Source organism: Proteus sp. STS61-E (assembly GCF_040932335.1).
Taxonomy (GTDB): Bacteria; Pseudomonadota; Gammaproteobacteria; order Enterobacterales; family Enterobacteriaceae; genus Proteus; species Proteus mirabilis_B.
Genome location: NZ_JBFQGE010000001.1, coordinates 1176012 through 1188714, shown reverse-complemented (window position 1 = coordinate 1188714; position 12703 = coordinate 1176012). Strand labels below are relative to the sequence as shown.

Here is a 12703-nt window from a genome sequence, read left to right as displayed (position 1 = left end):
GTGAAAGGTTCTCTTAAAGGTATTTCTGACGCGTACGATACCATATACCCTATAGCTTTCAAGTTGCAGCTAACAGCTCGGGATGAAACCGTATTAAGCCTGCATTCAGAGTTTATGCCGGAATGCCCTGCTTTTTATATCCAACGTAATTCAAGATGCAGGAAGGCGGCAAGGAAAGATAGACAGGGAACATACATCAGTATGTGACCTGGCTGAGTGCGGCCAACGAACCTGCCCACATGTAAAATTCAAATGGCTGTTTTGAGCGAAGAACGGACGTACAGTAAACCACTACCCTTATTGTCGATATCCCACTCACTGTTCCAATTCAGCCATCGTCAACTCGGCAACTTTTATTGTTGTTGAGGCAGTATCGTTACTTGAGAGGGTCCAGGTGTCAGAGGACATTAAAGCTTGAAACTCGACAATGAATACTGAAACCATGACAATAAAGTCCGAAACTTTTCGATGCTATTTGTCGCAGTCTGCCTTTTGTTCTAACAAGCTTTTGCCCCAAAGCAAGTTAGTTACAGTTTAAGCCTCACGTCTTTGAATCATTATTTGGTCTATTTTTCCTAATGCCAGTAATGCCTGTCTGGCGTCTATAGGATCGAGGAAACATAACCGGACACGTAACCTAGTAACCAAAGTCTTTCACATCAACTTCTAGCTCTCTGACTTGAGAACCTATTTTTTTATGGAAGTGGTAACGAATTTCTTCATCAGGTATATTGGTCAAATCAAAACTAAAATATTGAACTAACACCTCTTTCATCTCAGGTACGTCATACTGGTCGAAGTTTGGTACATAACTGGTGTTATATTTGTTGTGGCTAATTTCTTTGAAAGTACGAACAAACTTTTTAGGTTTGATTTCTACCCCAAAACGCTTACATAAGCGCAGGACATAATGATCTAGTCTGTGGAGTAGTTTTTCATCATTGATCTCAGCGAAGAAAAATTGCCAACCCTTACATTTCTTCTCAAACACACAGCCAGTGATTCGTAGGTTCAATCGCCATTCTAAAATTTTTAAGCTTTTATTTTTAGAGTGCTTATAGCTTGTAAAAATTCCTGCAAGAGAAGCCTTTAACTTTTCAATCGAACCGTTTCTTGCAGAGATATGCTCATTGGTAAATTGATACCCAAGATAATCAAAACCGTTAGCAAGTGAGTCAATTTTTGACTTCTCTGGCGCGTTCTCAGGGCTGTGTATTTTTAAACCAATATTGCGAAACTTCTTGATAATGATTTGTGCTAGATCACGTGCTTGATCAGCAGAACAAAGAACTAATACATCATCAACGTAGCGGTAGCATTTTACGTTAGGCAATTCAGATAAAAATTTGTCAATGTTTTGGAGGTAGATGGCAGCAAGGATGTTGGAAACAGCCAACCCTTGAGGTACGCCTACTTCACTTGGCTTATCATCCTTTCTCGAAACTAGAACTGAAGGGGCAGTGACAGCCGAAAAGATCATGTCTAGTATGTGATCTTGCCTAATGCGCTTTCTCAATTGAGAGCGTAGGTTTTTATGTCTTATCGATGGATAAAAATTCGAAACATCTAACTTAATATAGCTATCAAAGTCACCAGATAAAGTGTGAGCCTTGACATCTTTAATGACATCTTGAGGAAGCGTGAACTTCACTGATTCTGCAAATCTGTCTTGTAGAAAGTTACACATTGCACGTAATGCAATTCTATCTCTCACTGTCGGGATAGAGATTTCACGAGGGGCTTTATTTCTCCCTTTAGTCAGCAACTTTAGCTTGTACTTGGAAAACGTATACGAACCTTCAATCATTTTACGAGAAATGATTTCAATTTGTGGGTCTAACTGTTTTCTAAAAGAATACTGATTCATATTGTCTATGCCAGTCGCACCAGAATATACAACATAATTGGAAAAGATTTCTTTTAGATTCTCGTGCCTAAACTCTTTATTAAATTGGTCTTGTACACGCATTTTATCAACCAGTACAAGTTGGAGTGGATAAGAATAAAGACGAGTTTAATGCAAGCAATATCAGTACTGGCAAGACATAGAAAAACACAAGAGTTAACAATCTAACAACAAAATAAGATACCGTTAAAAACCAGTGATGTGATGTTGGTATTCTAGTAAGAGCTTGTTTGGGTTGTTGTTTGTTTTCCGAGGTGTCTGAATGGAAATCTTTGCTTACTTGTCTTACGCTGCTAGTACTTGCCCAATACTCTTGGCATAGTGCGATGGCAAAATCTTTGTCAGTGTGGTTTTCACAAGCATTTAGCTTAGATTCGTAGGCTGTTGATAAAGTGTCCAAATCAGGATTTGGCTTGGAGGCTTGATGCATAATGCTATTCAAACTTTCATAACATTCTTTGATTAGGTTTGCTCTTTCCTTAAATGAAAGCCCATTGATGAAACCTGAAATGCAAAGTATGAGGACAGAATATACAACCCAAGAGATTGCTTCGATTCCATTTTGTGGGTTATTTAGATAATAAACGGATACGGCGACAGAGAAGAATGAATACCAGAGTAGTATTACTTGTGAGTGAAAAGCGTTAGATAAAAGTCGTTTCTCTGTTTGGATTCGAGCTTTTCTTGTCCACCAAATATTGTCTGCTAAAGCCACCTTCTTCTCCTAATGTTGGGGGGTGCTTCATAGAGGTAGTTTAGTTTACAATAAGTTAACACTCCTACTGGAGTAAGCATATACGAGATACACTAAGGGCGAACCCTTCGAAATTAGTTTCACTCTTACTGCTAAGAGTGGACAGCTACTAAGACCTGTCACCACTATGAAACACAGTGTGTATGTTACATTTTCGGAGTTCGAAGCTCAATAATTTTTTGTCACCGTTAAGCTAGTTTCCATACTTTAGGTAATTAAAGAATCAATAATTTAGCAAAATCACTGGCTCACTTCTGTCCAAAAGTGAGTTTCAATCTTTGTTGTCACAATTTTTCTTTGGATAGGCACGTTGATTGAATCTAAGTATTGATCTTTATTGTCATACATACCTTCTATTGACACGAAAGAACGGACTGCGAAGGCAAAAAAGTTTCAAACATTATTGTCTTCCAACACCAGGCAGTTGAAAGACCACACCATGCAATTATCCATTTGAGCAGGCGTTCTCTGTCCAGCTCAGCCATTCTGGTGACGATACTTAGGCGCTGTTTAAATGACTCCGGTACAGTCGCAACAGGAGGTACTGGATTACCAAGATCCGGATTAGTAAAAATATTAGCAAAGTCGAATCCACGTTCACCTATTAGCCCTTTGGGGTCAATGGCAAGCCAGCCAGACGTTTCAAAATCAAGCACATTTCCGTGATGTAAGTCGCCATGCAATACAACCACATCCTGCGGAGAAGAAAGTAATTCTTCTGAGATTTCTGCGCAACGTGTCAGGATACCGCCATACTTCAAGACCGCTGGTTTTAGAGGATTAAACCATTCATGTAAAGGCGTAAGCTGGGAAAACGGTCTTTTTGCGAATGAATGAAGTTGGTTCGCAGTCATACACAATATACGACAAGCTGCGTCATCCTTATCTCCACGGGATATTGCTGATAAAGACGAGGAACCTGTGGCTCTTGAGAGAAGAATTGCTTCATTTTCATGTGCAATCACCTGTGCTGCACCATTCCCTTCCCACCATGCCATTAGTGTATTACCGGCTTGTTCATCAAGGTCATCCGTAACTTTTAACATGGCTTTAATACCATGTGTTGCTGTTTTGACCAGGTACAACTGTGATGTATGAGTTATAAATGGAATGCCATCAGGAATGAGGTTCCAGCGACTTAGCCAGAGTTTTAACTTGAACGTATCCATAAAGCTTCCTTTAACATCCTTACAATCAAAGTGAGAAACAGGTATGCATTCTGGCATTTTAACCCATGGGTGAAACGTTTTCCTGCATGTTGTTTTCTAGCAAGACAACGTCCACTCTTGGCACAAAACAGCCTATTCAAAAAATGTAAAAAAATAATAGTCGTACATAAATCCAACATTCAATTAATATTAGATTTATGTATAAAACGTTTATATTACAGAAACAATATTTAGAATACTGAATATTATTACACCAATTCAAAATACTTCAATAACACCACACCATAAGCTTCCACAACATCTTCTTCATTTGCATGTTTAGTAATAAATATCTGATATTCCTCATCCAACGAAAATCGTTTCTTATAGAAAAAATAGCCTGCTAGAGGGTGTTTTTTATCACCATATATTGGCGAAGAAGGGCAGTGATATTTTTTATCCATCCAAGATACAAACTGCTCAACAGTTAAATCAAAAAATCTTTTTATCAACTTCAAGCTAGTAATGATGATTATCATCTTTGCGAGAGCTACCTTTAACAATAGTGACTTTAGCATTGGGGTGTAAATCTAGGATAAGTTGCCCTAATAGAATTGAAGCACTTTGGCAACAATTTAATGGATAGGTACAGAAAAATGGCAAATCCATCCGCTCATGATATTGTTGAAAAATAGCGTGTAATAACTTAGCGACCTCAATATATTTTTTATTCATTGTACTCAATCTTTACAAAACAAATTAACCTTGTATTTAGGGTAGCAAAGTTAAGTTACAAGTGTGATTAATATAAATTGTTTAATTAACCATACAAAACTAAAAATAAGAAAATAGCAAATGAAGTATACCCTACACACTAATAAAATAGATGATAGTTTAGGTACTACTAGTGGAGTGTATTATCAAGAGATATGACTAATATAAAGATATTTTATATTAAATATTTATTTAACTTAAGAGTAATGTATTGATTTTTTAATAAATAGGTAACCATAAAGAATATATTTGATCAAGGATTATCCTGATTTACAGCTTTTATGTCTATTCTTTATGGTCTTTATAAGTGTAAAAGTTTTATTTACTGTATTAATAATTACTCCAGAAGTTTTAATTTTTCTAAAAATTTATCCATATTTTCTGATGCCAACGTGTTGTTTTCATTAATATCTTCAATATTTAATTCAATAATTTCTTTTTCCATGGAGTTAAATAATGATAATTCAAACTGAACCCATTCTGAATTATCTGTATATTCCGTTTTTAATAATACCAAATAGTCTGATGATAATAATTTTTTAATGACATGAGATTGTTTATCAATTTTTCTATTATGTAATAGATCTATGTATATATTAAAACTAACTTTTTCTTTAATTTTCTCGTGTATCTTTTCTAAAAAATCCTTTGTTACTATTCCATCTCTAGTTGAATAACTAATAAATATATTTTTTTGTTTTTTTTGTTTCTTTTGTTTCCTTATTAATAAAATCACTATCATAAAAAATATGAAGATAAGGCATACATTAATAAATGTCATTTTAAGTATCACAAAAAATGTTATGAGGAAAATTATTCCATAAAGTATAAAATATAATATCATACTTGCATTAAATATTGATTTAATATAATCGGTGCCCTCAATGTAGATAGGATCTGATTCATCAGAGGCCAATATTTCTGATTTTATTTCAGATTGTATCTTCCGATTTTTCTTTTGATAAAAATAAGTGTTAGCATCTACAAGATGAAATAATATTGTGATCATGATACTAAAGATTAAGGATATGGATATAATATTATTATTTTTTATCGAGTTAGATATATCAAAAAATGGATAATACAAGTCTAAGCGGGATAAAAAAACACCATTAAAAACACCTAATGTAGTAATGCATAATTTTTTCATTTCAAATGAAAATTTACTGATTTCTAGTGTTGCTGCATGTAATTCTTTTATATCATTAAATAGAATTTTTTTCTTTTTTGATTTAATTTCATTGTTATCAACTAAAAATTATAAAAATTTTTCTAATTATAACTTAAAATCAATCTAAATCATCTGTTTTTTACTATAATAAATATCTGATATGCCTCATCCAACGAAAATCGTTGCTTATAGAAAAAATAATTGGCTAAAGAGTGTTTTTTATCACCATATATTGGCGAAGAAGGGCAGTGATATTTTTTATCCATCCAAGATACAAACTGCTCAACAGTTAAATCAAAAATCTTTTTATCAACTTCAAGCTAGTAATGATGATTATCATCTTTGCGAGAGCTACCTTTAACAATAGTGACTTTAGCATTGGGGTGTAAATCTAGGATAAGTTGCCCTAATAGAATTGAAGCACCTTGGCAACAATTTAATGGATAGGTACAGAAAAATGGCAAATCCATCCGCTCATGATATTGTTGAAAAATAGTGTGTAATAACTTAGCGACCTCAATATATTTTTTATTCATTGTACTCAGCCTTTACAAAATAATTTTGTACTTAAGGTAGCAAAGTTAAATTACAAGTGTGATTAATATAAATTGTTTAATTAACCCTACAAAACTAAAAATAAGAAAATAATGAATGAAATATACCCTACAAATTAATAAGGTAAGTGATAATTTAGGTGTTATTGTTACGCCACATAGGTTGGACAGAAGCAGCTGACTTAATCATTAAAGGTATGGAAGGCGCGATTGCCGCTAAGACCGTAACTTATGATTTCGAACGTCAGTTAGAAGGCGCTAAATTGCTGAAATGTAGCGAGTTTGGTGACGCGATTATCAAACATATGTAATTGTTGATTTGATAAATAGTTAACGGGAGCTTATTAGTTCCCGTTTATTTTTTGTACTATAAAAATCTTCCCCAAAATATCCCCAAAACTCTTCCCCAAAACTGTTCAATTAAACAGCAATAATTTGCCATTCTTTGCCTCTATCATCGTGGTATTTATCAGTCATATTTTGTGTTTTATGCCCCAATAATTTTTGCGTATTAATTCCTTGTTCTCTATAAAGTCGCTCAGATAAAGATCGCTGTTCATGGAAAGTAGGTGCCGTACCTTTTTCCCAAGTTAACCCACATTTATCTCGCGCTTTTTTAAATGTTGTGGTTAACGTATTTGGCGTGACTTGTTCGCTCGTCAAATTGGTGCGGGTGAAAGCACGGTGCGCACAGCAATAAAGCAGTTAGAAAAAGAAGGGTGGTTAATGAATTACCTGATGCCATATTGCGTCGTATTCTAAATTGGCCTGATAAACCTAAAGAGCGCAGGGTGCATGGCGGTTTTCCTGAAGCTGATATTGTTCCAAATGAAGTGACAGCACTATCAGCAATGAATGCGCGTTTAGGTGCTATAAAACCCGTTATTAATATGACTGTCGATCCTGAACCTCCAGCCTCATTTCTTCTTAAACCTAAAATGCGCCGTTGGGAGAATACCCAATGGCTTCAATGGGTAAAAACACAGCCTTGTTGTGTTTGCGGACAACAAGCTGATGATCCACATCATATCATCGGCCATGGTATGGGAGGCATGGGAACGAAAGCTCATGACTTATTCACTATTCCATTATGTCGTCAACATCATGATGAGTTACATCGTGATCCCAAGTTGTGGGAAGCCAATTATGGTAACCAAATCGAATTGTTATTTTCTTTTTTAAACCGTTCTTTAGGAATGGGAGCATTGGTTTAACGTGTATACGGCACGGGGAGTCTAAGTATGAGAGATATGCAGGAAGTTTTATCACGTTGGGGAGCGTGGTCAGCTAATGAGGGAAATAGTATCGATTACTCATCAATCGCCGCAGGTTTTAAAGGATTAATTCCAAGTTCAAGACGAAGCCGAGAGCAATGTTCAGATGATGATGGCTTAAAAATCAATAAAGCGGTATTACATTTAAAGGTAAATAATAGTTACTTGTTTCAGTTGGTTATTATGTACTATGTGAAGAATTATCCTTTGCGTTCAATGGCTTCAAAACTTGGCATTTCTCATAACGAAGTGGCTAAGCGATTGCAGACAGCAGAAGGATTTATTGAGGGGTGTTTATCGGTTGATAACGTAAAATTAGATATGGATAAAATAATTAGAAAACACCATATTTATAGTCTTGCGTAATTACAAAACACAATATACTGTGTTAATAATAGTTTTGATGTTATACCTCTTATCAATTAAAAACCTCGTGAGTATAGCGGGGTTGTATTTTTTATAGGTCTACTTAAGCTGATTTACTGCTAAAAAATAAAGTTTGCTATCTGCATTTTTCTATGGCTTAATAGCGTCACTGGTTTGGAAGTACAGACCTATTTATGTTAGTAAGTTTAAAGTTGTTCCCGTTTAGCGTTATCCTCGATACCTCTTCATTGTGAATTCCTTCTAATTAATTCCCATAAGTAAAAATACAAAACAAACCGCCTATGCCTTATGGCAAATTAAATAAATTAAAGGAAATTCTATGTCTAATACAATGACTGGTACAGTAAAATGGTTCGATGAAGGTAAAGGTTTTGGTTTTATTACTCCAGCTGATGGCAGCAAAGATGTATTCGTACATTTCTCTGCAATCCAAAGTGATAGCTTCAAAACATTAGCTGAAGGGCAACAAGTTTCATTCACCATGGAAAATGGTATGAAAGGCCCAGCAGCAGGCAACGTGGTGGCTCTCTAAAGGCGCTATTACTATTCGCCTCTATTTTAAATGCCCAAGGTGCAGCGGTTCACAATATAGAACATCACAATTCGATGTCACAGTGAACAATCCACACGGCGCAAAATGTATCTTTTGCAAAAGTGTGATGACAGCTCAAATGAGTTAAGCATTAAATAGTTGAATATACAAAACCTCGCTTCGGCGGGGTTTTTTGCTATCTACAATCTCATATTAGTTAAAGATAAAAAATTTAGATTTTAGGGCTTGAAAAATACTTGCTCGTTCATATTTATATTTTGGGTAAATAAGATACCGCCCATAATTCACTAAATACTGAAGGAGGAGTTATATGCCTAACATTAAACCTTTTTCATTATTCCCAACATTATCTGACAACTTAGTTTCAAACCGTTTTGATCAAATAGATCGCCTGTTTAGTCAGTTAACAGGCAGTAAGCCAATAGCATCACCTGTACAGACTTATAACCTGAAACAGATTGATGATAACCACTATGAACTGACAGTGAGTGTGCCTGGATATCAAGAAAATGACTTATCGGTTTCATTGAAAGGTAGTCGTTTATTGATTGAAGGGAAAAAAGAAGAAAAATCAGAAGAAGACAATGATAAATGGATCCACCGAGGCATATCTCAAGGGCAATTTACATTGCAATTTGACCTCGGTAAAAATGTTAAAATAGAAAAAGCTGATTTATCCAGTGGACTTCTGACTATTGCTATTGAGTATGAATTGCCTGAAGAAGAAAAACGGCAAACAATAGCGATAGAAAATAAAGATAAAAGCTAATTGGGTTAGATAACGTGAATAAGATTAAGGCTACGCATAATGTGTAGCCTTAATTTTTTTGTCAGAGCTTTAAATTGGATTAATTCAAATTTCGGCATGCAAAGAAAGTTTGTAAGCCGAGCTCAATTAGAGTAGGCGGTCTAATTTGAGAGAAAAATAGACGTTATCCAGATGGTTTGTGAGGACTGCTATGACGCCACCAGCATCTCGTATATTGGTTAGGAAAACATGCAACTTGGTACCGCTAAATACAGAGCCCCTTAACTCCGAGAATAAATATCGCTGAATAACTAAAACAAACGATATATATCTTGAAAAACGCCGTTCATATTGGGCTAAAATACGCAGTGACTTCTACCCTAGCTGATTCAAGATGTACAAAACGACTAATTCAGTATCACGAGCGTTTTACTTAACTATTGTATTAAAGTTTTCTGTAATGAGCTTCGGATTGAATTCACGTACGTCATATCGGGCAAATTCAGGATAATAGCAGTCTTCCTCCAGGATAGACTGTAATTCGTCCTTACTTCTTGTCTGAGCAAAAATAACACCTGCGTGAGCGTCAGTGTCAATATATGGCCCAAACATCAGAAATTTGCCATTATTAAAATATTTCTCCAGCCATCTTATGTGAACTGGAAACATTTCATTCTGAGTTTGTTCAGTTACATCAGAATTGACTGTGATATTAATTATAAACATTAATTTTCCTTATAAGTTATCAGGGCAAAATTGAACGAACTGAATCAGGCAATGTTACTTCTGATAGAATCAATCAAGCGAGCAGCATGTTCACGAGCAGAATATTTTTGTGCAGATATTTTTTCCTCCTCATCCCGACCAGCGTAACTTACTCCATTAGTATAAATAGCTTCCACATACTCCAGATTACATAGGGCTGCAGTGGTCTTAAACTGGATCAGATATTCTTCAATCGAGTGGCCAAAGAAACCAGATGTGGTGTAGGCCGCTTCCGATGCTCCAGTTGTAAAAGAAAGCAGAAGTTTTTTACCACCAAGTTTTGCCATTGATCCGTGTGCAAACCCATGAACAAATACTTCATCTACCCATAATTTCATAATGCCAGGTAGTGAATACCATGAAAAAGGGAACTGCCAGATAATCAGGTCGGCGTCTAATAATGCCTGCTGTTCGGCGAGAATATCAAACTGGTAAGTAGGATAAAGTTTATCGAGACAACGAATATTTACTTCCGGCAATACTCTTGCAACCTCATCAAGGATCGTGGCATTTGCCAAAGAGTCATTGAGATTCGGATGACCCGAAACAATAAGAATATTTTTCATTTGATTTTTACCTGTAATTCTCTGATTAAATACTGAAACCACCGTCTACGGCGATGTCAGAACCGGTGATGAAGCAAGCGTCATCTGATGCCAGATAGGCCACTACAGAAGCAATATCCCGTGGCAGTCCAAAGTGCCCGAGTGGTACTAGTTGTGTGACTCGATCCTTATGAGCTTGTGCAGCATCGTCTGAAAGTTCGGTTTTCTCATATATTTGTGTTTCAATCGGCCCCACTGCAACTGAGTTAACCCGTATTCCTTCTTGTGCTAGCTCTTTTGCCCAGACAAACGTCAGGGTTTTGAGAGCCGCTTTACTGGCGCAATAAACAGACATACCCGGAAGCGGGCGGTTTGCAACGGCAGAAGATATGTTGATTATGCAGCCTTTACTTTCTTTCAGAAGTGGTAATGCACGAGAGCTAAGATCTACTACTGCCCGTACATTTATATTGAATACATCATCAAATTCAGTCAGGGTCTGCTCAGAGAGTATTGTTATAGGAGCCATGCCTGCATTATTGATGAGAATATCAAGGCGGCCGAAGTTCTTTTTGATGAACTCCATAACACGAGACACATCTGAAGATTTGCCAACATCAGCCACAATCGTGGTGATTTTATTATGTGCGGAGGTGGCATCAACAAGGCTTGACTCAGATCGGCCAGTGATGATGACATTTGCACCTTCCTTGGCTAGAGTTAAGGCGATGCTCAGACCAATTCCAGCCCCGCCACCAGTAACCAACGCTGTTTTTCCATTGAAACGACTCATACAATAACTCTCTGTTTTAGGATAGATAGCCTAATATAGATAATTCGAGTACGGGCGAGTAGACTGTATTAATCACCAAAACTATTAACCAGAAGTTAATAATGGATAACGCAACTTACGGTCAACTGATTATCTTCCACATCATCGCCCGCGAAGGGAGCATCTCTGCTGCAGCACGAAAACTGAGCGTGACGACCCCTTCAGTCAGTAAATCACTGAGGCTTCTTGAAACTAAAACCGGAGTTCCTCTATTTACGCGCACTACACGGAGAATTAGTCTTACTGAAGCAGGAAGAAACCTGTTACTGAAAACAGAAGAGGCGATCGCCACATTAGACTTGGCGATGGAAGATATACAAAGCTTGGGTGAAATTCCTTCGGGACCAGTTCGGATCACACTTTCTCGCTTCGCATATCAGCTCATCGTAAAGCCCCGACTTGCTGAGTTCAATCTAGCTTATCCGGACATACAACTGGAATTATCCATTAACGATGGAGCAGTCAGTCTTGTTGAAGAGGGCTTCGATGTGGGTATTCGTTTTGGGGATACAGTCAGCGAAGGAATGGTCGTAAAAAAGATTCATCCCTCATTCAAAATGGGCCTTTATGCTTCAGAAACCTATATCAGACAATATGGTCTACCTAAACATCCAAGCGATCTCTCTGCCCATCGGCTAATTACCTATAGGTTTACCACCTCAAATCGTCTTTCACCTTTAACACTCATTGAAGAAGGTCTGTCCATAACACCTGAGATCACACCAGTGATGATATGTAATGATATTGATGCCGTATGCGATGCAGTCAGAGCTGGAATAGGTATAGGTCGTATATTTGAACCCCTGCATGCTGGTATGGTGGACTCTCAAGATTTTAAACCCATACTGCATGAATACTGGCCACTGTATCCGGCTGTTTATATTTACTATACGCAGAACACACAACGAGCGAAGCGAGTACAGGCAGTTATCAGCTTCTTTGACTATGCAAAAAAAAACGAGCAGGTATTATCGGCCAGCGATCAAATCTCGTTGGCCGAGTAACTGTGACATTCAATATCAATTTGCTCCAAAATATTTGATAGAAAAATAAAACTTTCTGGAAAAGTATATGCAGAAGAACGGTTTCTCTGTTTATAGTAAGGACAGGTCAGCTATTGGCACTGTGCGGACTATCTGATTAGATTTAGCCTTAAATCATAGTAATATTAGATCGAATCTGATCATATATCTCTAAATTATAAATATAAAAGAACTACCCAAAACAAAATAAAAAAATGCCGATACGCTAGGAGTCATATCGGCATATAAAATAAACGCAAGAAGCAATGT

General features: G+C 36.7%; 15 protein-coding genes and 3 pseudogenes. 7 read left to right on the top strand and 11 right to left on the bottom strand.

All coding sequences use genetic code 11. The annotated features are described in order from the left end of the window. Positions 1–637 precede the first annotated feature (637 nt). From AB4J89_RS05685 to AB4J89_RS05655, 7 genes are all read right to left on the bottom strand, one after another. The gene (locus AB4J89_RS05685) at positions 638–1969 is read right to left on the bottom strand and encodes a reverse transcriptase domain-containing protein (protein ID WP_088495923.1); all 1332 of its coding nucleotides are present in this window, start codon (positions 1967–1969) and stop codon (positions 638–640) included. A gap of 4 nt (positions 1970–1973) precedes the next feature. Further along, positions 1974–2621: an SLATT domain-containing protein gene (locus AB4J89_RS05680; protein WP_368468412.1), complete on the bottom strand. Its 648-nt coding sequence runs from the start codon at positions 2619–2621 to the stop codon at positions 1974–1976. 392 nt (positions 2622–3013) lie between these two features. Next, positions 3014–3829, bottom strand: coding sequence for an aminoglycoside phosphotransferase family protein (locus AB4J89_RS05675; protein ID WP_368468410.1), 816 nt, complete (start codon positions 3827–3829; stop codon positions 3014–3016). A 248-nt stretch (positions 3830–4077) separates the two neighbouring features. Continuing rightward, entirely contained in the window at positions 4078–4347 is a 270-nt protein-coding gene (locus AB4J89_RS05670; protein ID WP_368468408.1) for a hypothetical protein, read from the bottom strand. Continuing rightward, the gene (locus AB4J89_RS05665; protein ID WP_368468406.1) at positions 4328–4543 is read right to left on the bottom strand and encodes a hypothetical protein; all 216 of its coding nucleotides are present in this window, start codon (positions 4541–4543) and stop codon (positions 4328–4330) included. The genes AB4J89_RS05670 and AB4J89_RS05665 overlap by 20 nt, the downstream gene beginning before the upstream one ends. 376 nt (positions 4544–4919) lie before the next feature. Continuing rightward, the gene (locus AB4J89_RS05660; RefSeq protein WP_368468404.1) at positions 4920–5363 is read right to left on the bottom strand and encodes a TIR domain-containing protein; all 444 of its coding nucleotides are present in this window, start codon (positions 5361–5363) and stop codon (positions 4920–4922) included. A gap of 710 nt (positions 5364–6073) precedes the next feature. Beyond that, positions 6074–6289 carry a hypothetical protein gene (locus tag AB4J89_RS05655; protein WP_368468402.1) on the bottom strand — a complete coding sequence of 72 codons (216 nt, stop codon included), beginning with the start codon at positions 6287–6289 and terminating at the stop codon, positions 6074–6076. Between the two features lie 161 nt (positions 6290–6450). Between AB4J89_RS05655 and AB4J89_RS05650 the strand changes: the two are divergent. Next, a pseudogene (locus AB4J89_RS05650) lies at positions 6451–6618 on the top strand (NADP-dependent isocitrate dehydrogenase); the annotation flags it as partial. A 109-nt stretch (positions 6619–6727) separates the two neighbouring features. Here the strand turns inward: AB4J89_RS05650 and AB4J89_RS05645 are convergent. Continuing rightward, a pseudogene (locus tag AB4J89_RS05645) lies at positions 6728–6961 on the bottom strand (tyrosine-type recombinase/integrase); the annotation flags it as partial. Between the two features lie 197 nt (positions 6962–7158). Between AB4J89_RS05645 and AB4J89_RS05640 the strand changes: the two are divergent. The 5 genes and pseudogenes from AB4J89_RS05640 (at position 7159) to AB4J89_RS05620 (ending at position 9290) form a co-directional block, all read left to right on the top strand. Further along, positions 7159–7521, top strand: coding sequence for a DUF968 domain-containing protein (locus AB4J89_RS05640; RefSeq protein WP_368468438.1), 363 nt, complete (start codon positions 7159–7161; stop codon positions 7519–7521). A gap of 27 nt (positions 7522–7548) precedes the next feature. Continuing rightward, a complete protein-coding gene (locus AB4J89_RS05635) occupies positions 7549–7947 on the top strand; it encodes an antiterminator Q family protein (protein ID WP_049219743.1) in 399 nt (132 codons plus the stop codon). A gap of 340 nt (positions 7948–8287) precedes the next feature. Beyond that, on the top strand, positions 8288–8500 hold the full coding sequence (cspA, locus tag AB4J89_RS05630; RefSeq protein WP_004244726.1) for an RNA chaperone/antiterminator CspA: 213 nt from the start codon (positions 8288–8290) through the stop codon (positions 8498–8500). Positions 8501–8507: 7 nt separating this feature from the next. After that, a pseudogene (locus AB4J89_RS05625) lies at positions 8508–8630 on the top strand (cold-shock protein); the annotation flags it as partial. A 201-nt stretch (positions 8631–8831) separates the two neighbouring features. Continuing rightward, positions 8832–9290 (top strand): Hsp20 family protein, encoded by a 459-nt coding sequence (locus AB4J89_RS05620; RefSeq protein WP_109397218.1) that lies wholly within the window; start codon positions 8832–8834, stop codon positions 9288–9290. Between the two features lie 408 nt (positions 9291–9698). Here AB4J89_RS05620 and AB4J89_RS05615 read toward each other — a convergent pair whose 3' ends face one another. Genes AB4J89_RS05615 through AB4J89_RS05605 form a run of 3 tightly spaced genes read right to left on the bottom strand, consistent with a single transcriptional unit; the run spans position 9699 to position 11372 of the window. Then, on the bottom strand, positions 9699–9995 hold the full coding sequence (locus AB4J89_RS05615; RefSeq protein WP_088495841.1) for a YciI family protein: 297 nt from the start codon (positions 9993–9995) through the stop codon (positions 9699–9701). A gap of 44 nt (positions 9996–10039) precedes the next feature. After that, positions 10040–10600, bottom strand: coding sequence for an NAD(P)H-dependent oxidoreductase (locus AB4J89_RS05610; protein WP_088495840.1), 561 nt, complete (start codon positions 10598–10600; stop codon positions 10040–10042). 25 nt (positions 10601–10625) lie between these two features. After that, positions 10626–11372 (bottom strand): SDR family NAD(P)-dependent oxidoreductase, encoded by a 747-nt coding sequence (locus AB4J89_RS05605; RefSeq protein WP_368468398.1) that lies wholly within the window; start codon positions 11370–11372, stop codon positions 10626–10628. A 101-nt stretch (positions 11373–11473) separates the two neighbouring features. Between AB4J89_RS05605 and AB4J89_RS05600 the strand changes: the two genes are divergently transcribed. Continuing rightward, a complete protein-coding gene (locus AB4J89_RS05600) occupies positions 11474–12415 on the top strand; it encodes a LysR family transcriptional regulator (protein ID WP_088495838.1) in 942 nt (313 codons plus the stop codon). Positions 12416–12703: the final 288 nt, after the last annotated feature.